General features: G+C 34.6%; 19 protein-coding genes. 16 read left to right on the top strand and 3 right to left on the bottom strand.

Annotated features, from left to right (window positions below; all coding sequences use genetic code 11):
• The first annotated feature begins 45 nt into the window (after positions 1-45).
• The 7 genes from DOK76_RS02435 (at position 46) to DOK76_RS02465 (ending at position 8,870) form a co-directional block, all read left to right on the top strand.
• A complete protein-coding gene (locus DOK76_RS02435; protein ID WP_206964729.1) occupies positions 46-2,868 on the top strand; it encodes a sigma-54-dependent transcriptional regulator in 2,823 nt (940 codons plus the stop codon).
• A 238-nt stretch (positions 2,869-3,106) separates the two neighbouring features.
• Positions 3,107-3,604: a PTS sugar transporter subunit IIB gene (locus DOK76_RS02440; RefSeq protein ID WP_206964730.1), complete on the top strand. Its 498-nt coding sequence runs from the start codon at positions 3,107-3,109 to the stop codon at positions 3,602-3,604.
• 74 nt (positions 3,605-3,678) lie between these two features.
• Positions 3,679-4,644 (top strand): mannose/fructose/sorbose PTS transporter subunit IIA, encoded by a 966-nt coding sequence (locus DOK76_RS02445; protein ID WP_206964732.1) that lies wholly within the window; start codon positions 3,679-3,681, stop codon positions 4,642-4,644.
• A 35-nt stretch (positions 4,645-4,679) separates the two neighbouring features.
• Positions 4,680-5,486 (top strand): PTS mannose/fructose/sorbose transporter subunit IIC, encoded by an 807-nt coding sequence (locus DOK76_RS02450; RefSeq protein WP_206964734.1) that lies wholly within the window; start codon positions 4,680-4,682, stop codon positions 5,484-5,486.
• Between the two features lie 20 nt (positions 5,487-5,506).
• On the top strand, positions 5,507-6,421 hold the full coding sequence (locus DOK76_RS02455; RefSeq protein WP_206964736.1) for a PTS system mannose/fructose/sorbose family transporter subunit IID: 915 nt from the start codon (positions 5,507-5,509) through the stop codon (positions 6,419-6,421).
• Positions 6,422-6,559: 138 nt separating this feature from the next.
• A complete protein-coding gene (locus DOK76_RS02460; RefSeq protein ID WP_206964738.1) occupies positions 6,560-6,937 on the top strand; it encodes a DUF956 family protein in 378 nt (125 codons plus the stop codon).
• Positions 6,938-7,172: 235 nt separating this feature from the next.
• Entirely contained in the window at positions 7,173-8,870 is a 1,698-nt protein-coding gene (locus tag DOK76_RS02465; RefSeq protein WP_206964740.1) for a peptide ABC transporter substrate-binding protein, read from the top strand.
• 185 nt (positions 8,871-9,055) lie between these two features.
• On the opposite strand, the gene DOK76_RS02470 is transcribed toward DOK76_RS02465, so the two are convergent.
• Positions 9,056-9,400, bottom strand: coding sequence for a DUF3899 domain-containing protein (locus tag DOK76_RS02470; protein ID WP_206964742.1), 345 nt, complete (start codon positions 9,398-9,400; stop codon positions 9,056-9,058).
• Positions 9,401-9,488: 88 nt separating this feature from the next.
• Between DOK76_RS02470 and opp3b the strand changes: the two genes are divergently transcribed.
• From opp3b to DOK76_RS02495, 5 genes are all read left to right on the top strand, one after another.
• Positions 9,489-10,433 (top strand): oligopeptide ABC transporter permease, encoded by a 945-nt coding sequence (gene opp3b, locus DOK76_RS02475; RefSeq protein WP_206964743.1) that lies wholly within the window; start codon positions 9,489-9,491, stop codon positions 10,431-10,433.
• Entirely contained in the window at positions 10,433-11,461 is a 1,029-nt protein-coding gene (gene opp3C / locus DOK76_RS02480) for an oligopeptide ABC transporter permease (protein WP_206964744.1), read from the top strand. The genes opp3b and opp3C overlap by 1 nt, the downstream gene beginning before the upstream one ends.
• Before the next feature lie 14 nt (positions 11,462-11,475).
• Positions 11,476-12,513 (top strand): ABC transporter ATP-binding protein, encoded by a 1,038-nt coding sequence (locus DOK76_RS02485; RefSeq protein WP_206964745.1) that lies wholly within the window; start codon positions 11,476-11,478, stop codon positions 12,511-12,513.
• 15 nt (positions 12,514-12,528) lie between these two features.
• Positions 12,529-13,482 carry an ABC transporter ATP-binding protein gene (locus DOK76_RS02490; RefSeq protein WP_206964754.1) on the top strand — a complete coding sequence of 318 codons (954 nt, stop codon included), beginning with the start codon at positions 12,529-12,531 and terminating at the stop codon, positions 13,480-13,482.
• A gap of 455 nt (positions 13,483-13,937) precedes the next feature.
• Positions 13,938-14,495, top strand: a complete 558-nt coding sequence (locus DOK76_RS02495; protein WP_206964746.1) for a recombinase family protein — start codon at positions 13,938-13,940, stop codon at positions 14,493-14,495.
• Between the two features lie 52 nt (positions 14,496-14,547).
• Here DOK76_RS02495 and DOK76_RS02500 read toward each other — a convergent pair whose 3' ends face one another.
• Positions 14,548-15,306 (bottom strand): ABC transporter permease, encoded by a 759-nt coding sequence (locus tag DOK76_RS02500; RefSeq protein WP_206964747.1) that lies wholly within the window; start codon positions 15,304-15,306, stop codon positions 14,548-14,550.
• Positions 15,299-15,958 (bottom strand): ABC transporter ATP-binding protein, encoded by a 660-nt coding sequence (locus DOK76_RS02505; protein ID WP_206964748.1) that lies wholly within the window; start codon positions 15,956-15,958, stop codon positions 15,299-15,301. The genes DOK76_RS02500 and DOK76_RS02505 overlap by 8 nt, the downstream gene beginning before the upstream one ends.
• A 230-nt stretch (positions 15,959-16,188) precedes the next feature.
• On the opposite strand from DOK76_RS02505, the gene udk reads away from it, so the two are divergent.
• The 4 genes from udk (at position 16,189) to DOK76_RS02525 (ending at position 18,318) form a co-directional block, all read left to right on the top strand.
• The gene (gene udk, locus DOK76_RS02510; RefSeq protein ID WP_206964749.1) at positions 16,189-16,821 is read left to right on the top strand and encodes a uridine kinase; all 633 of its coding nucleotides are present in this window, start codon (positions 16,189-16,191) and stop codon (positions 16,819-16,821) included.
• 22 nt (positions 16,822-16,843) lie between these two features.
• Positions 16,844-17,428: a peptidylprolyl isomerase gene (locus DOK76_RS02515; protein WP_206964751.1), complete on the top strand. Its 585-nt coding sequence runs from the start codon at positions 16,844-16,846 to the stop codon at positions 17,426-17,428.
• A gap of 73 nt (positions 17,429-17,501) precedes the next feature.
• Positions 17,502-17,861 carry a S1 domain-containing post-transcriptional regulator GSP13 gene (yugI, locus tag DOK76_RS02520; RefSeq protein ID WP_206964752.1) on the top strand — a complete coding sequence of 120 codons (360 nt, stop codon included), beginning with the start codon at positions 17,502-17,504 and terminating at the stop codon, positions 17,859-17,861.
• 88 nt (positions 17,862-17,949) lie between these two features.
• Positions 17,950-18,318 (top strand): hypothetical protein, encoded by a 369-nt coding sequence (locus DOK76_RS02525; protein WP_206964753.1) that lies wholly within the window; start codon positions 17,950-17,952, stop codon positions 18,316-18,318.
• The last annotated feature ends 184 nt before the right edge of the window (positions 18,319-18,502 follow it).

Consider the following 18,502-nt stretch of genomic DNA (forward strand, 5'->3'; position numbering starts at 1 on the left):
ACTATCAATACAGTATAACTAGTGTATTTATGTAGGAGGAAACCAATGAAGCGAATTGACCGAGTCTATCAATATGTAAAAGAAGAAACACAAGCTATTGACGCACCTGATTTTGGCGAAGTTATAGGAGTAACAACTAATCAAGTCGCTGACAATTGTGATATACAACGAAGCAATGCGAGTAAGGATTTAAATAGTTTAGTTAGAGAAGGATTAATTGATAAAATTGATGGACGCCCAGTGAGATATGTCTGTAAATCTGTCTTTCGTCATAAGCCATTATCTAAGCACGTTGAAAGCTATTTGGAAACTGAACCAAAAAAAGAAGTGAGTAAGAAGGATCGATATACATCAGATGATATTTTTAAACGAGTTGTAGGTGCTTACGGTAGTATGAAAAACTCGACAGAGCAAGCTAAAGCAGCTATACTTTATCCGCCAAAAGGGTTGAATTGTTTAATTATTGGTCCTACTGGATCAGGTAAGACCTTTTTTGCTCACACGATGTTTCAATTTGCGAAACAAAATCAAGTCATTGACCGAAAAAAAGAGATGGTTGTTTTTAACTGTGCAGATTATGCGAGTAACCCAGAGTTATTAATGAGTCACTTGTTTGGTCATGTTAAAGGGGCTTTTACAGGAGCTGATCAAGAAAAAGAGGGAGTTATCAGTTTAGCCAATGATAGCTTTTTATTCCTAGATGAAATTCACCGATTACCACCTGAGGGTCAAGAGATGATTTTTTACTTCATGGATAATGGAACCTTTGCTAAATTAGGGGAAACTCAAAAAACACATCATGCCAATGTGCGAATCATTTGTGCGACGACAGAAGATCCGAGTTCGGCCCTGTTAAATACCTTTGTTCGTCGAATACCAATTACCATTCAACTACCCAATTTTAAAGACCGAACTGCTAAAGAAAAAATTGATTTGGTCAAAATGATGATGGCAATGGAAGCAAAACGTATTCAGCGAAAAATTGTTCTTTCAGAAGATGTGATTAAAGCTTTAATTGGTAGCGTCTCTTATGGGAATGTAGGGCAATTGAAATCCAATGTCCAGTTGGTAACAGCTCAAGCTTTCTTAAATCATATGGAGAAAGATGAAATTAATATGATTTTAGATGAGCTGAATGATGGGATTAAAGAAGGTCTCATTACCTTAGCTCATGACCGAGCAGCTATGGCGGAGTTGACGTCATTACTAACACCTCAGATGTCTATTTCGCCTAATACACCTCTAGAGATTTTTGAAGAGGATTCCTACGAGTTGCCTTATAATCTCTATGAAATTATAGGGGATAAGGCCGCTGTATTGAAGGAAGATGGACTAACCCAAGATGCGATAAATCATTTTATTTCAACCGATATTAATGTGCATTTGAAATCATTCTACCGAAATCACGGGTTTACTTTTGATACAGAAAGTAAATTAACTGAAATCATTGATGAGCGTATTTTAGCTACAACTAGAAAGATTTATGAATATGCTAAAGACGTACTGGCTTATGATTTTCAAACCAATTTTCTTTATGCCATGGGATTTCATATTAGTTCTTTTTTAAATAGGCTGAAAAGCCATCAAGAATTACCTCATGGCAATAATGAAAACATTGAAAATATGGTTGCTCACTACCCAGAAGAACGTGCCGCAGCTAAGCAGATTAAAGAAATAATAGAAACTGATTATCAAGTAGAAGTTCCTTTATCAGAAGTGAATTATTTGACTGTGTTACTTGTTTCTTTAAGAGAAAGTAAAGCAGATGGTAGAATTGGAATTGTCGTTGCAGCCCACGGTAACAGCACTGCTACTAGTATGGTACAAGTGGTAACACAACTCTTAAAAGTGGATAATTTACGTGCAGTAGATATGCCTTTAGAGATGAAACCAAAAGAAGCCTTTGAGAAAATAGTAGAAGAAGTCACCTCTGTTAATGAAGGTAGTGGGGTGATGCTTTTAGTTGATATGGGCTCATTAAGTACTTTTTCAGATGATTTAAAGACCCGAACAGGGATTGAGGTTAAGACCATTGATATGGTTACGACAGCAGTTGTCCTAGAAGCCGCTAGAAAATCCAGTTTACTGGATACAACACTCTCAGATTTATATCATTCAATCTCCAATTTCCATGGGTATACCATGGGAGAAGTTCAAGAGCCAGTGGTAAAAGAAGTAGATAAGTATTTAATGAAAGATAAAGCAATTGTTGCTATTTGTGCTTCTGGAAAAGGAACAGCTCAACGAATGAAAGAGTTGATTGATCGATATTTATTGTCTCATTTAGAAACTGACATTGAGGTTTTTCCAATTTCTGTTGTGGAGATGAGTGACAAAATTAGAGAAATCGAAAAAGATTATCATATACTAGCCACCACTGGTATTAAAGATCCGAAAATTCAAGCCCCTTTTATTTCTATGGATGTCTTATTCTCAAATGAAGGTTCTAAAGTTATCGAACAAGTTATTCATGAAGAGTTTGAAGGTGTTGACTCTGATTTATCTCTAGAAAAAGCACAAGAACTCTGTTTTGAGTACTTAAAGGAGAGCTTTACTTTCATTAATCCAGATAAGTTAATGATGCCTTTGTGGGATTTTGTGGATAAAATTGCCACATTATCTGGTATTAAGCCGGAAGAATCATTCTATATTAACTTATGTTTACATACAGCAGGGGCTATCGAAAGAGAACTGCGAATGGATACTTTATCTACAGAGGTAGAAGATATTTCTTTAATGAAGGATAATGAGTTGTATCGAAGAATAATTCCAGCCTTTGATTGGTTGAAACAAACATTACAAATTGAATTTAGTGAGAGTGAACAATACTTCATTTTAAAAATCATTGAGAATGAAATGAATAAATAATGTGTTTTAATACAGTAAGAATACACACGTCTAAGAGATACAGTGTATTCTTACTGTATTGTTTTTTAGTGTATCCTATCTGTATTGTGTGTTAAACCTTGATATATTAAGGTTTTATTAATAAGAGAAGAAAAAAATAAAGTTGGCACGGAAATTGCTTATATAATTGTGTGGAAGTTATACTGTTTTTTTAGTATGTTTTCATTAAAGTAGTTGACGAGTTTTAGGAGGTTTTTTTATGAGCATCGACATACGTTTAGCACGTATTGATGATCGCTTGATTCATGGTCAGATCACAACGGCTTGGTCCAAACAAGTAAGTATTAATCGTATCCTTGTTATTAGTGACGAAGCAGCAGCTAATCCATTAAGGAAAGTGCTGCTAAAACAAGCTGCTCCAGCAGGGATACACGTCAATGTATTGAGTGTATCGAGAATGATGGAAGTTTCTAAAAGCCACATCTTAGATGGAGAAAAAATAGCTATGCTTTTTACAACTCCAGTTGATGTGGAAGCGTTAGTAAGAAGTGGTATGACATTTGAAAGTGTTAATGTAGGAGGCATGAGTTTTTCTTCGGGAAAAAAAATGCTAACGAACTTTGTTTCAGTAGATGATCGAGATGTGGAAGCATTTCTTTATTTAGCTGAGCAAGGCATTGAGCTAGAAATTAGAAAAGTCCCTGCAGATCATAGACTGAATTTGATGGAAGCTTTAAAGAAGCAGAATTTCATTTAGCTTTAAAGAAATGCTCTATATTATAGTAGAAATTTTCTTTTAAGATAACTAATAAAAAGGTAGGAGGTAAAAGAATGGTAGGAATTATCCTAGCAAGTCATGGTGAATTTGCCACTGGTGTTTTACAATCAGCTTCAATGATTTTTGGCGAGCAAGAAAATGTTGCAGCAGTAACATTAATGCCCTCAGAAGGACCTGAAGATGTTAAACGTAAAATGCAAGAAGCAATTAACAGCTTTGACAATCAAGATGAAGTATTATTCTTAGTTGATTTATGGGGTGGTACTCCGTTTAATCAAGCGAGTAGTTTACTCGAAGGGCATAAGGACAATTGGGCAATTGTTGCTGGTATGAATTTACCAATGATTATTGAAGCTTACGCGTCTCGTTTTTCAATGGAAAGTGCTCATGAAATTGCTAAGCATGTGTTAACAACAGCTAAAGAAGGCGTTAAAGTAATGCCAGAAGAATTAGAACCTGCTGTTGTTGTTAGTGAAAGTAAAGAAAGTACTAATGCAGGGCGTCCAGGAAAAATGGATTACGTATTAGCTCGTATTGATTCTAGACTTTTACATGGACAAGTAGCAACTGCTTGGACAAAAACAACAGGACCAACTCGTATCATCGTTGTATCTGATGCTGTAGCAAAAGATGAGTTACGTCGTAAATTAATCGAACAAGCGGCTCCTCCAGGAGTAAAAGCTCACGTTGTACCGATTGATCATATGATTAAATTAGCTCAAGATGATCAACATTTTGGTGGTCAAAAAGCATTATTATTATTTGAAACACCACAAGATGTATTAGCAGCTGTTAAAGGTGGCGTTCCATTAGAGACAGTTAACGTTGGTTCTATGGCACACTCAACAGGTAAAGTGCAACCTAACAAAGTATTAGCTTTTAACCAAAATGATATTGATACATTTAAAGAGTTGAAAGATGCAGGAGTTTCTTTTGATGTACGTAAAGTACCAAGTGACTCAAAAGGAAACATGGATGAAATTCTTAAAAAAGCACAAGAAGAAATTAACAAACATTAATACGTTATTACAAAAGGAATGGAGGAATTATTACCATGGATTTAAATTTTATTCAAATAATCTTAGTGATTATCGTGGCATTTTTAGCTGGTGTTGAAGGTATTCTTGACCAATTTCATTTCCATCAACCAGTTATTGCTTGTACGTTAATCGGTTTAGTAACAGGCAACCTAATCCCTTGTCTTATTTTAGGTGGTACCTTACAAATGATCGCTCTTGGTTGGGCAAACATTGGTGCTGCCGTAGCTCCCGATGCTGCTTTAGCATCTGTTGCATCAGCTCTTATTTTAGTTTTAGGGGGAGAAGGCGAAGCTGGAGTTCAAACAGCGATTGCTTTAGCTATTCCTTTAGCTGTAGCAGGTCTTTTATTAACAATTATTGGACGTACATTAGCAACTGCCTTCGTACATTTAATGGATGCAGCGGCTAAAGAAGGTAATATTAGAAAAGTTGAAATGTGGCATTTATTAGCTATCGTTATGCAAGGTTTACGTATTGCAATCCCTGCAGCTTTAATTTTAGCAATTGGTGCTGAACGAGTAAGTGGTGTATTAGCATTAATGCCAGTTTGGTTAACAGAAGGTTTGGCTATCGGTGGTGGAATGGTAGTAGCTGTAGGTTATGCTATGGTTATTAACATGATGGCTACAAGAGAAGTATGGCCATTCTTTGCTATTGGTTTTGTGCTTGCAACAGTAACACAAATTACATTAATGGGACTTGGTGCAATCGGTCTTGCTTTAGCGTTAATCTACTTAGCGTTATCAAAACAAGGTGGATCAAGTAACGGTGGTGGAACAAATACAGGAGACCCTGTAGGCGACATCATCGATAACTATTAGGAAAGGGGCGAACTTTAAAAATGTCAGAAAAAAGAATTGAATTAACGAAAAAAGATAGAATCTCGACTTGGTTACGTTCAACTTTCCTACAAGGTTCTTGGAACTATGAACGTATGCAAAATGGTGGTTGGGCATATACAATGATCCCAGCGATTAAACGTTTATACAAAACCAAAGAGGAACAATCAGCAGCATTAACTCGTCACTTAGAGTTCTTTAATACACATCCATACGTAGCTTCTCCAATTATTGGGGTAACTTTAGCTCTTGAAGAAGAGCGTGCTAATGGCGCACCTGTTGATGATGTAGCTATCCAAGGGGTTAAAGTTGGTATGATGGGTCCTTTAGCTGGTATCGGTGACCCTGTTTTCTGGTTTACAGTTAAACCAATTTTAGGAGCTTTAGCAGCATCTCTTGCAATGGCAGGAAATATCTTAGGACCAATCATTTACTTTGTTGCTTGGAATGCTATTCGTATGGCATTTACATGGTATACTCAAGAATTAGGTTACAAAGCAGGATCTAAAATTACTGATGACTTATCAGGTGGTATTTTACAAGATATTACTAAAGGTGCTTCAATTCTAGGTATGTTTATTTTAGGATCCCTAGTAAATAGATGGGTGTCCATTGGATTTACACCAGTAGTTTCTGAGGTTAAGTTATCTGAGGGAGCATTTATTAACTGGGATAAACTTCCAGAAGGTGCTGAAGGTGTTAAACAAGCTTTAATTCAACAAGGTCAAGGTTTATCCCTTACTGATACTAAAGTAACAACATTACAAGATAACTTAGACATCTTAATCCCTGGATTAGCAGGATTACTATTAACATTCTTCTGTATGTGGTTATTGAAGAAAAAAGTATCTCCGATTGTAATCATCTTAGGATTATTCGCTGCAGGTATTGTCTTACATTTATTAGGAATTATGTAAGAATTACTTATTCATTTTTTTAATTAGGTTGGGGGAGAGCGTTTGTGGTTCTGTCCCAACCTTTTTATGTATGACATAATAGGTATCAAAATTAAACTATGATACAATAAAAGAAAAATTAGAAAAGAGAGTTAAGCAATGGTTCAATCAATTAACACAAAAGTCGATTTAGTGGAGAGTGCTACTTCTTTTTTAGGATTTACTGATTATGGTAAAATCATGATTGGTGATAAAGGGTTTGAATTTTTTGATGATCGAAATGCCAAAAATTTCATTCAAATTCCTTGGGAAGAAGTTGACTGTGTTGTTACGTCAGTCATGTTTAAAGGCAAGTGGATTCCAAGATTTGCGATAAAAACAAGAAAAGACGGCACATTCACCTTTTCAACCAAAGACCCTAAAAAAGTATTGCGTGGGATTAGAGAGTATATTAATCCTGATAAGATTGTTAAGTCTCTAAGCTTCTTTCAAGTAATCAAACAATCTGTTTCAAATCTATTTATTAAAAAGAAATGAAAATCATCTCATTTGGAGGTGGTTTTTTTATTTGCCTCTTTTTTGTTTTTATAAAATGAAAACGTCTACAAATCCCTATAAATATAAATACTTTAGACAAAACAATAAAAATATTATTCGTGTTTTACTAGAAAACGACTAAAAATAAGTTGCAATATAATGAGTTTTCGTTTACTATTATGAGTATATTCTAATTTAGTTCTAATTTAGTTCAGAAGATAAGGGGGAAGTTTTAATGAAGACAAAAAAATGGTTGTATGTTGGTTTATTATCAACAGTTGTTCTGGGACTTGCTGCATGTGGTGGCGGAGGTGGCAACGCTAAAAAAGATGAGGCTAAGCCTGCTGAAAGTAGTTCAAAAGCGTCTGGTGATGAGACAATAGCAGATGAGCAAATCTTTACTGTCAACGTGTTACAAGAAATGCCCTCAGCGGACCTTTCTCTAAACACAGACGTTATCGGTTCTGTTGCTTTAAACAACGTGTATGAGGGTATCTATCGTTTAGGTGAAAGCCAAGAGCCTGAGCCAGCTGGTGCCACAGAAAAAGCAGAAGTGAGTGAAGATGGTTTAACGTATAAAGTGAAATTACGTGAGGATGCAAAATGGTCTGATGGTAAGCCCGTAACAGCTAAAGATTATGTCTATGGTTGGCAACGTACGGTAGATCCTAAAACAGCTTCTGAATATGCTTATTTACATGAAATTGTAAAAAATGGAGCAGCTATTACAGCAGGAGAAAAACCTGTAGATGAGTTGGGTATTAAAGCAGTCAGTGATTATGAATTAGAAATCACATTAGAAAAGGCAGCACCTTATTTTGACTATTTACTAGCTTTCACGACATTCATGCCACAACGTCAAGACATCGTTGAAAAATATGGCAAAGAATACACAACGTCAAGTGAAAAAGCAGTTTATAATGGTCCATTTACTTTAGCTAATTTTGATGGACCAGGTACTGATACAGAGTGGTCATATGTGAAGAACCCTGAGTATTGGGATAAAGATACGGTAAAATTAGATGAAATTAAAGTTAGCGTAGTGAAGGAAGCTTCGACTAGTTTAAATCTCTTTGATGATGGTCAAGTAGAGGAAATTCAATTATCAGGTGAGTTAGCACAACAAAAAACTGGAGACCCACAACTACATATTGAAAAGAAAGCTTCTGCTCGATATTTAGAATTAAACCAACGAGAAAAAGACTCACAATTTAATAATGAAGATTTACGAAAAGCTTTATCTTATGCAATTGACCGTGAATCATTAGCGAATCAAATATTAGCCGATGGTTCTGTACCAGCTAAGGGATTAGTACCAACTGATTTAGCTCAGTCACCGAAAGGGAAAAAAGATTTTGCGGAAGAAGCTAGCGGGGATATTGGTTATGATAGTAAAAAAGCCAAAGAGCATTGGGCGAAAGCTAAAAAAGATTTAGGTAAAGACAAAATTGAAATTGATATTTTAGCTTCAGATAATGATTCAACTAAAAAAGTCCTTGAATTTTTACAAGGATCTTTACAAGAAGAACTTCCTGGATTGAAGGTTAACCTAAGTCCAGTACCATTTAGTGTTCGTTTGGATCGCTCAAATAAAGGTGATTTTAGTTTAGTATACGGTGGCTGGATTGCGGATTACCCGGATCCAAGTAGTTTCTTAGATCTATTTGAAACTGGTAATTCTTATAATCGTGGTCATTACTCAAATCCTGAGTTTGACAAAAATGTTAAAGAAGCAAGTACAACAAATGTTAATAACCCAGAAAAGCGTTGGGATAACATGATTAATGCTGAGAAAATCATTAAAGAAGATATGGGGATTATTCCAGTATTACAAGAAGCAGAAGCTCATTTACGTTCTGAAAAAGTAAAAGGAGTAGTTGCTCACCCTGCTGGAGCAATGTATGACTACAAGTGGGCGTACAAAGTTAAATAGGGAAAGCTAGAAAGAGTATCAACTAAGAATAATAGTGTTCTTAGTTGATACCTTACTTTATAAAAAACTATTATCTTTTTGATTTTTCAAAGTTTAGATAGTTTATCTAAAGAAAAGAAAGATTTGTGTTGTTGGTTAAAGGAAATAAAAAATCCTATAACAAACTTGTTATAGGATTTTTTATATTAAACAAATAGGGCTAAGACAAAGCTAAGTACTAATAAAGTACCGCCGACTACTAACCAATAGGTTGGCTTTTTCTTAAAGATTTGAGAAAAAGGAATATAGTCTTTCGGTTCGTTTTTTCTTCTTCGTTGAATGAGTTGTTTCATGTTTTTTTGAAAGAAATCAAAAAAACCAGAAGACAAGATTGAAATACCTGCTCCAATAACGATAAAAACCAATGACACCATGAAAAAGCTATCAGAAAGGTTTCTTAGAGTTACTTCTTGTTGAATGATTAAATTAAATAAGGGAACACCTAAGATTAAGACACCTAGGCTGATACAAATTTTTTTTGAGACTGTCATAAAAAATATCCTTTTCTATTAAAATTGATAAATTAACTCTAATTCATTTATATAAAGATGTCAAAAGATTTAAAAGGGGGAAAAATAAATGAAAAATTTTGCAAAGTTTTTTTTAAAACGTGTAATGTTCATGCTAATTACATTATGGTTAATTTCAACAATTACATTTTTCTTGATGAAATTACTACCAGGTTCGCCTTATGCCAACCAAGAAAAGCTATCACCAGAACAAATTCAAATTTTGAATGAACAAGCAGGACTTGATAAGCCTGTGATTCAACAATACGGGATTTATATGGGAAATCTAGCCAAAGGAGATTTTGGGACAAGTTTCCAATTCAAAAATCAACCTGTATCTAAATTATTAAAAGAAAGAATCGGACCGTCACTTCAATTAGGGATTCAAGCTATTATATTTGGAACACTTGTAGGGATTATTCTAGGAGCTATTGCTGCTATGAGGCAAAATACGTGGGTCGATACACTAGCTACTCTGGTCGCCATACTGGGAAGGTCCATACCGAACTTTGTGTTTGCCGTTCTTCTCCAGTATGTGTTCGCTATTAAATTAGGTATTTTACCAATTGCTAAGTGGGATCAAGGATTTATTTCCACTATTTTACCAACCTTAGCCTTAGCTATGTCACCTTTAGCTGACTCGGCTCGTTTTATTCGAACAGAGATGGTTGAAGTATTAAGCAGTGATTATATTGAACTTGCAAGAGCAAAAGGATTAAGTCGAACACAAGTTGTATTTAGACACGGACTTAGAAACAGTTTGATTCCTCTTATTACGTTATTAGGACCTTTAGCTGTTGCGTTAATGACAGGTTCTCTTGTTGTTGAAAACATTTTTGCAATACCAGGAATTGGGGAGCAATTTGTTAAGTCGATTATGACAAATGACTATCCAACAATTATGGCCGTAACTATTCTATTTTCAACTATGTTAGTAGTTGTTATTTTAATTGTTGATTTACTTTACGGTATTGTGGATCCAAGAATCCGCGTTTCAGGAGGTGGCAAAGACTAATGGAAAGATTAGATATTAACAACATACCAAAAGAAAAATTTGAACCAATTTCGATTGATGATAATTTGGATCGCGAAAAAATTAGTGCGCCGTCTCTAAACTTTTTACAAGACTCTTGGAGACGATTGAAAAAAAATAAAGGTGCTGTTATTTCTTTAGTCCTTTTAATTATTATTAGTGTTTTAGCGTTTGGTTCAATCTGGGTATCACCTCATGATCCTACAAAACAAAATCCTAAACACATTAACTTACCTCCAAGAATTCCAGGTATTAGTATTGATGGGTTTAACGGGACAGCTGTTGTTGGTGGGAATCGAGTAGATAAATACGAGCAAGCTAAGGTACCAGATGATGTAAATTATTACTTAGGAACAGATGGCTTGGGACGTGATGAATTATCTCGTTTACTAATGGGAACAAGAATGTCTCTTATTATTGCCTTTGTAGCAGCATTTCTTGACTTAACCTTTGGGGTTATATACGGAATGATATCGGGCATGAAAGGCGGGCGAACGGATAACGTCATGCAGCGGATATTGGAAATTTTATCTGGTATCCCGAACTTAGTTGTGATGATTCTAATGTTAACCATCTTTAAACCGGGTATGATGTCGATTATTTTAGCGATGATTATTACAGGGTGGATTACGATGGCTCGGATTGTACGGGCGCAAACCTTGAAAATTAAAGATCAAGAATATGTACTGGCAGCGACTACCTTAGGGGTGTCAAAACCTAAAATTGCTTTGAAACACGTTTTACCAAATATTTCTGGTGTTATCATTGTTCAAATGATGTTTAGTATTCCTTCAGCTATTTTCTTTGAAGCCTTCTTAAGTTTCATTGGGTTAGGTTTAACACCTCCAACAGCTTCACTAGGAACACTTTTAAATGAAGGATATAAAACGTTTAGATTTTTACCTCACTTAATGTGGGCTCCAGCGATTACGTTATCAGTTATCATGATTTGCTTTAACTTATTAGCAGATGGCTTGCGTGACGCTTTTGACCCGAAAATGAATGATTAGGATGGTGATGACAAATGGAAAAAGTATTAGAAGTTAAAGACTTAAATATTTCGTTTGATACTTTTGCTGGTAAAGTTCACGCCATTCGTGGTGTTAATTTTGACTTACATAAAGGTGAAACGTTAGCGATTGTAGGGGAATCTGGTTCAGGAAAATCAGTAACAACTCGTACAATCATGAGACTTTTGGCGAATAATGCCAATATAGATGAGGGACAAATTCTCTTTAAAGGAGAAGATTTAGTCCACAAAACAGAAAAACAAATGCAATCTATTCGTGGGAAAGATATTGCGATGATCTTTCAGGATCCGATGACTTCACTTGATCCAACGATGAATATTGGTAATCAAGTCGCTGAATCATTAAGAAAGCATCGCAAAATTTCTAAAAAAGATGCTTTAGACCGTGCTCTAGATTTATTGAAATTAGTAGGTATTCCTAATGCTGAAAAACGATTAAAAAATTACCCACATCAATTTTCAGGTGGGCAACGTCAACGGATTGTTATTGCTATTGCTTTGATTTGTTATCCAGAAGTGTTGATCGCCGATGAGCCAACAACGGCATTAGATGTAACCATTCAAGCTCAAATTATTGATTTGATGAAAGACATCCAACAGAAAATTCAAACTTCTATTATTTTTATTACCCATGATTTAGGGGTAGTAGCTAATGTGGCTGATAGAGTAGCAGTAATGTATGGTGGACGAATTGTTGAAATTGGGACGTCAGATGAAATATTCTATAACCCACAACACCCTTATACATGGGGGTTATTAAGTTCAATGCCAACCCTTGAGACGAGTAACGAAAAACTTTACGCAATTCCAGGGTCACCACCAGATTTATTAGACCCACCAACAGGAGATGCTTTTTATCCTCGAAATGAATTTGCTATGCAGATTGATACAGAAGAAGTACCACCATTCTTTGATGTGTCGCCTACTCATAAGGCAGCGACTTGGTTATTAGCGCCTGGAGCTCCAAAGGTAGTGCCTCCTGCTGAAATTGTTCGACGAAGAGAAAAATACAAAGGACGTTTTGATGCGTAGAAAGAGGTGGGAATGATGGAAGCAACACAAGAAAAGAAATTACTATTAGAAGTGAATAATTTAAAGCAACATTTTAACGTTGGACGAGCTGATGAAGTAAAGGCCGTCGATGATATTAGTTTCTCTATTTATGAAGGAGAAACATTTGGTTTAGTAGGTGAGTCAGGTTGTGGTAAGTCAACAACGGGTAGAAGTATTATTCGTTTATACCACCCAACCAGTGGAGAAATTAAATTTGACGGGGAAGACGTGGCAAAAATCAAAGGACGTAAAGATTTAAGTCAATTTAGACGTGACGTTCAAATGATTTATCAAGATCCCTATGCTTCTTTAAATCCTCGAATGAAAGTTAAGGATATTATTGCTGAAGGGATAGATGTTCATGGTCTTGCTAAAAATGAGGAAGATCGAACTAAGCGAGTGAATGACTTATTAAAAACAGTAGGTTTAGATCCAAGTCACGGAACTCGTTACCCTCATGAGTTTTCTGGTGGTCAACGTCAACGGATTGGTATCGCAAGAGCCTTAGCAGTAGAACCAAAATTTATCATCTGTGATGAACCTATTTCAGCTCTTGACGTGTCTATTCAAGCTCAAGTAGTTAACTTATTACAAGAGCTACAGGAAAAAGAAAAATTAACTTATTTATTTATTGCCCATGACTTGTCTATGGTGAAATATATTAGCGACCGTATTGGGGTTATGTATTTTGGTAAGTTGGTAGAAGTAGGAACAGCTGCTGAGATTTATAACTATGGTCTTCATCCTTATACTGAAAGTTTACTTTCAGCGATTCCTTTACCTGATCCAGATTATGAACGTGAGCGTGTGCGTATTCTTTATGATCCTGTGATGAATGATGGTAAGGAACGATTCTTACGAGAAATCGCTCCAGGTCACTCTGTTTATTGTAGTGACGATGAAGTTGATATGTATCAAAAGAAACTCTCCCAAAAGAAAGATCAGTAGATAATTCCCCCATCTGCTGTTTCTTATAAATGAAAAAGACTGATTCTTAATTGAATGAGTCTTTTTTGCTTGAAGTCACTTTTCTTGTGAAATCAATTAAACCATGGTTTATTTATAGAAACGAGGTTAAAGTAACGTTGACGTAAAATTGCTAAACCTACCACATTTTTTGATAATATTATATAGATAAACGAACCTATAATGAACTGGGATAGTAGCTTATTTAGATGGTTTATCAGTAAAAAAACTAATATCATGAGTTATGTTATCACTCAATGTTCTTTGATTCGTAACAAATATTCATAAATAGCTCTATTTTTTTATCAGATTTTTCACAACCTTAAGAAAAGTTTGATAAGGCGGGTTTTTTAAAAAAGAGGTATAGTATGAACATAGAAGGAAATAACTAACTAACTTTAATAAATCGAATATAGAAAATATAGGGGGAAATTGTGATGAAAACAATTGGATATGTATACGCATCTAGCGAAGAAAGCTATGTAAAAGAACAAATAGAGGGATTAAAAAGCGTTAATATTGAAACAGTAACAGTTGAAGAAGAAATGAATGAAGGTATTAGTCAAAATGATGATGTCTTAAAAGAAATTGTTGCAACTTTAGGTTCTGGGGACGAACTAGTTGTTTATGAATTACGCTGTTTAGGAAAATCAATTATTCAATTAGCTGAATTTTTAGCTGAATTAAAAGAAAAAAACATACAATTAGTTGTGGTTAAAAAAGGAGCAGCGTACAGTGACATTGATGATGCACCTTACGTAGAAATGATCCTAAAAATCGCTGAAATGGAAAAAATGATTATTCGCGAAAGAACAACTAAAGGACTACAAGAAGCTCGCCGTAAAGGTCGTGTTGGTGGTCGTCCAAAAATTTCTGAAGAAACGATTGAACAAATTAGATTTTTATACAATAACAATCGCTACACATTGCGACAAATTGCTGAAGAGTGTAATATCTCTTTAGGAACTGCGTATAAATACGTACAAGAAAGATAAATTAAAAGACTGAGATGTTAGTAAATGCAATCACTAACATCTCAGTCCTTTTTTATTTTAGTTGTTCAAAATCATTGAAATATTGATGATAGCCTAAGTAAGAAGCAATCATTGTAGCAAATCCAGTTGTTGAAATTAACATAAACATTACAACAATTTGATAACGAATAGCAGTAGTAGGATCAATCCCAGCAAACATTAAACCACTCATCATACCCGGTAAACTAACTAAACCAACTGTTTTGGCACTATCAATACTTGGTTGCATAGCTGTTTTAATACTTTCCTTAATAATAGGAAGAGTTGCTTGCTTTTTAGTCGCTCCTAAGGCAAGTTTTTCTTGTACTTGTTGACGTTGATCAGTGAATTTTGAATTCATCGTACGATATCCAACACCAATCGCTGTCATGGCATTACTAGCAATCATTCCAGTGATTGGAACAATTTGAGAGGGCGTCCATTTTAAGGTACCAGAAAGCAGTAGAACAGTTAAAGAGAGAAAAGTCCCCATACTAATGGCAGCAAGAGAAATTTTAAAGCCATTTTCTAAATGTTTAGCTCTTTTGCCTGCGTTATATGCGGCATTAAAAATAATAAATAAGACCATTAAGCTTGTTACGATGGCATTGTCTAATTTAAAGATGGCGCTTAAAACATAACCGATAATGAATAATTGAATAACCGTACGAATTGCAGCAATGAAAATATCTTTTCCTAAGCCAAGTTTTTCTTTGTAATCAATTAATAAAGCAATAAATACCAAAGCACTGGCAAAAAGTAATGATAGATTTGAGATGTTTAAACTATTCATGAGTATCCTCCTTTAGTCGACCTTCTTCAATTACAAGTTGTCTTGGAGAAGATAAAAATTCGCTCTTATCATGAGTTACCCATAAGACAGTTAGATGGTCCTCTTGGTTTAACTTGACAATCATTTCCTTAATAATCCGACTATTTTCTTCATCTAAGGCACTTGTTACTTCGTCGAGTAGTAATAACTCAGGTGGAAATAGTAAGTTTCTAACAAAGGCAACGCGTTGTTTTTCTCCACCAGATAAATCAGTGACTTTTTTATCGATAAAACTTTTATCAAGTTGGACGCTTTCTAATAATGTAATCGCTCTAGATTCATCAAATGTTAAGTTACGAATCTCATAAGGGAAAATCAAGTTGTCCTTAACGGTTTCCCCAAACAAAACTGGATTTTGAAAAAAGTATGAAACGTCTTTACGATAGTCAGTGGGTGAGTAATCTTCGATTTTCTTTTCTTTGAAAATAATCTCTCCACTTGTTTTAGGAATCATTGTAGCAATTAATTTAAGTAAAGTACTTTTACCACTTCCTGAAGGACCACTAATGGTGATTAGCTCTCCTTTTTTGACGTCAAATGATATATCTGACAGAATGCATTTTTCTTCAGTTGAAAAATGCAGGTTTTTTATAGATAAAAATGTATCGTTCATATTGCTCCTCCTTATCATATCAATTTATACTATCATAGAAGTTATTCTCTATCTTTTAATGTGGCTTAACCGATAGTGAGAATCATAATCAATTGAAAAATGGCCTTTTCTTACAATTAAATAGGAATTAATAGAGAAAAAGAAGAAAAAAGTCACTAATATGTTGAAAGTCAAGCGGTGATAGAGTAGGATATCAAAGAAGGAATAAAAATAAATAAGTGAGGGATACCATGGAAACAAAAAATGAGCGTCCTATTGTCATTGGCGTGACAGGTGGTTCTGGTAGCGGAAAAACAAGTGTTAGTCGAGCTATTTTAAACGCATTGCCAAACCATTCGATTCTGCTGTTTGAACAAGATTCGTACTATAAGGATCAAAGTCATCTTTCATTTGAAGAGCGACTAAACACAAATTACGATCACCCATTGGCGTTTGATACTGATTTATTAATCGAGCACCTAAAAGATTTGATGTGTTATCAAAGCATTGATAAACCTATCTATGATTACGAAGCGCATACAAGATCAACAGAAGTGGCTCACCAAGAACCAAAAGAAGTAATTATCTTAGAAGGTATCTTAATCTTAGAAGATGAAAGACTAAGAGATTTAATGGATATTAAAGTTTATGTAGATACAGAAGATGATATTCGTATCATTCGTCGTATCAAACGAGATATTGAAGATCGTGGTCGTTCATTAGATTCAGTGATTGATCAATATTTAAGTGTTGTTAAACCAATGCATTCTCAATTTATCGAGCCAACGAAGAAGTATGCTGATGTCATCATACCTGAAGGTGGCAAGAACCAAGTTGCCATTGATTTATTAACAACTAAAGTTAGAAGTATTTTAGAAAATTAATTAGTATATAGGAGGAATTAACATGAGTCAATTTCCACAATTAAATTTAGAAGCAAGTAAAGTAACAGCAACAATCAAAACAAACCGTGGTGATATTAAAGTTGCTTTATTCCCAGAACAAGCACCTAAAACAGTTAAGAATTTTATCGAATTAGGTAAAAAAGGTTATTATGACGGTGTTATCTTCCATCGTATTATCCCTGATTTTATGATTCAAGGTGGAGACCCAACAGGAACAGGCATGGGTGGAGAAAGTATCTACGGAGAAAAATTTGAAGATGAGTTTTCACAAGAAGTATTTAACTTACGTGGAGCTTTATCAATGGCTAACGCTGGACCAAATACAAATGGAAGCCAATTCTTCATCGTTCAAAATCAAAATGTCCCAGCTAATATGCTAGGTCAATTAGAAGGTGCTGGTTTTCCAAGTGAAATCATTGAAGCATACAAAAACGGTGGTACACCATGGTTAGATTTCAAACATACGGTGTTTGGACATGTTATGGAAGGTATGGATGTTGTTGATGAAATGGCCTCTGTAAAAAGAGACGCTCAAGATCGCCCATTATATGATATTACAATCGACGCAATCGAAATTAACGAGTAAAAGATTAAGGACATTTTCTGTCCTTAGTCTTTTTTTATGTTAAAATATGTATGATTTGAATGGAGCTGATAGGATGGAATATAAAATCGGAATGGTTATCAATGGAAAAATAACAGGTATCCAGCCATACGGAGCCTTTGTATCATTAGACAATAACCAGCAAGGACTGATTCATGTGTCAGAAGTGAAGCATGGATTTATTAAAAATATTGCAGATGAATTAGAAGTTGGTCAAAAAGTAACAGTTAAAATCATTGATATTGATGAATATACTCAAAAGATTAGTTTATCCCTCAGAGTGTTACAACCTGCACCGCCAGTAGCTTATAGAAAGAAAAAATTCTTCACGAATAAGAATAAAAAAATAGGTTTCGCAACGATTGAAGACAAATTAGATGAATGGATCGATGAAGCTTTAAAAGAAACATTGTAAAGTAACAGATTTTTTTCAGAAAATATGGTATAATTAAATTTGTCGAAAATTAACACGTTAAACATTAAAACTTAAGAGGTGGAATATGTTGGAACAAGTAAAAGTTGCTGGAACAGTTATTCTTAATCAAGAAGATGGACATAAAAAATTTCTTGTTAAAAAAGAAAACAGCCAAGTAGAGTTTGTTATGACAAAAGTAGATAATGAATACACAAGTTTAGCTTGTATATTAAATGAATTCAGAGATGAGGTTCATCTGGATACGAGTAGCATGGAACTAGTTGAGTTAACTAGTGTGTATTTTGGAGAGTTGAAAATGCCACTTTTTGTTTTTAGTTTAGATGAAGACAAAGATGATCTTAATATAGAAGAAAATGTTTTTTCTTGGGAAGATCCTAAAACCTTAAGAGAAGTCTTGAAGAATTTCGAGATTAGTGGAGTACCATATTTAAGTTGAAAAAATTGCTAAGTTTTAGTTGACTTAGCTTTTTTTATTTGTTACTATATAAAAGTTGTTTGATATTGATTCGTAACAAATTGTAACGAAAAAGAAATTCAAAAAACATGTTGACACATTATTGTAATCATGTTATTATTATTGAGTTGGAAAAACAACAACTGATAGATCTTTGAAAACTGAA

The sequence above is a fragment of the Candidatus Vagococcus giribetii genome (genome assembly GCF_017316185.1).
Lineage (GTDB): Bacteria > Bacillota > Bacilli > Lactobacillales > Vagococcaceae > Vagococcus > Vagococcus giribetii.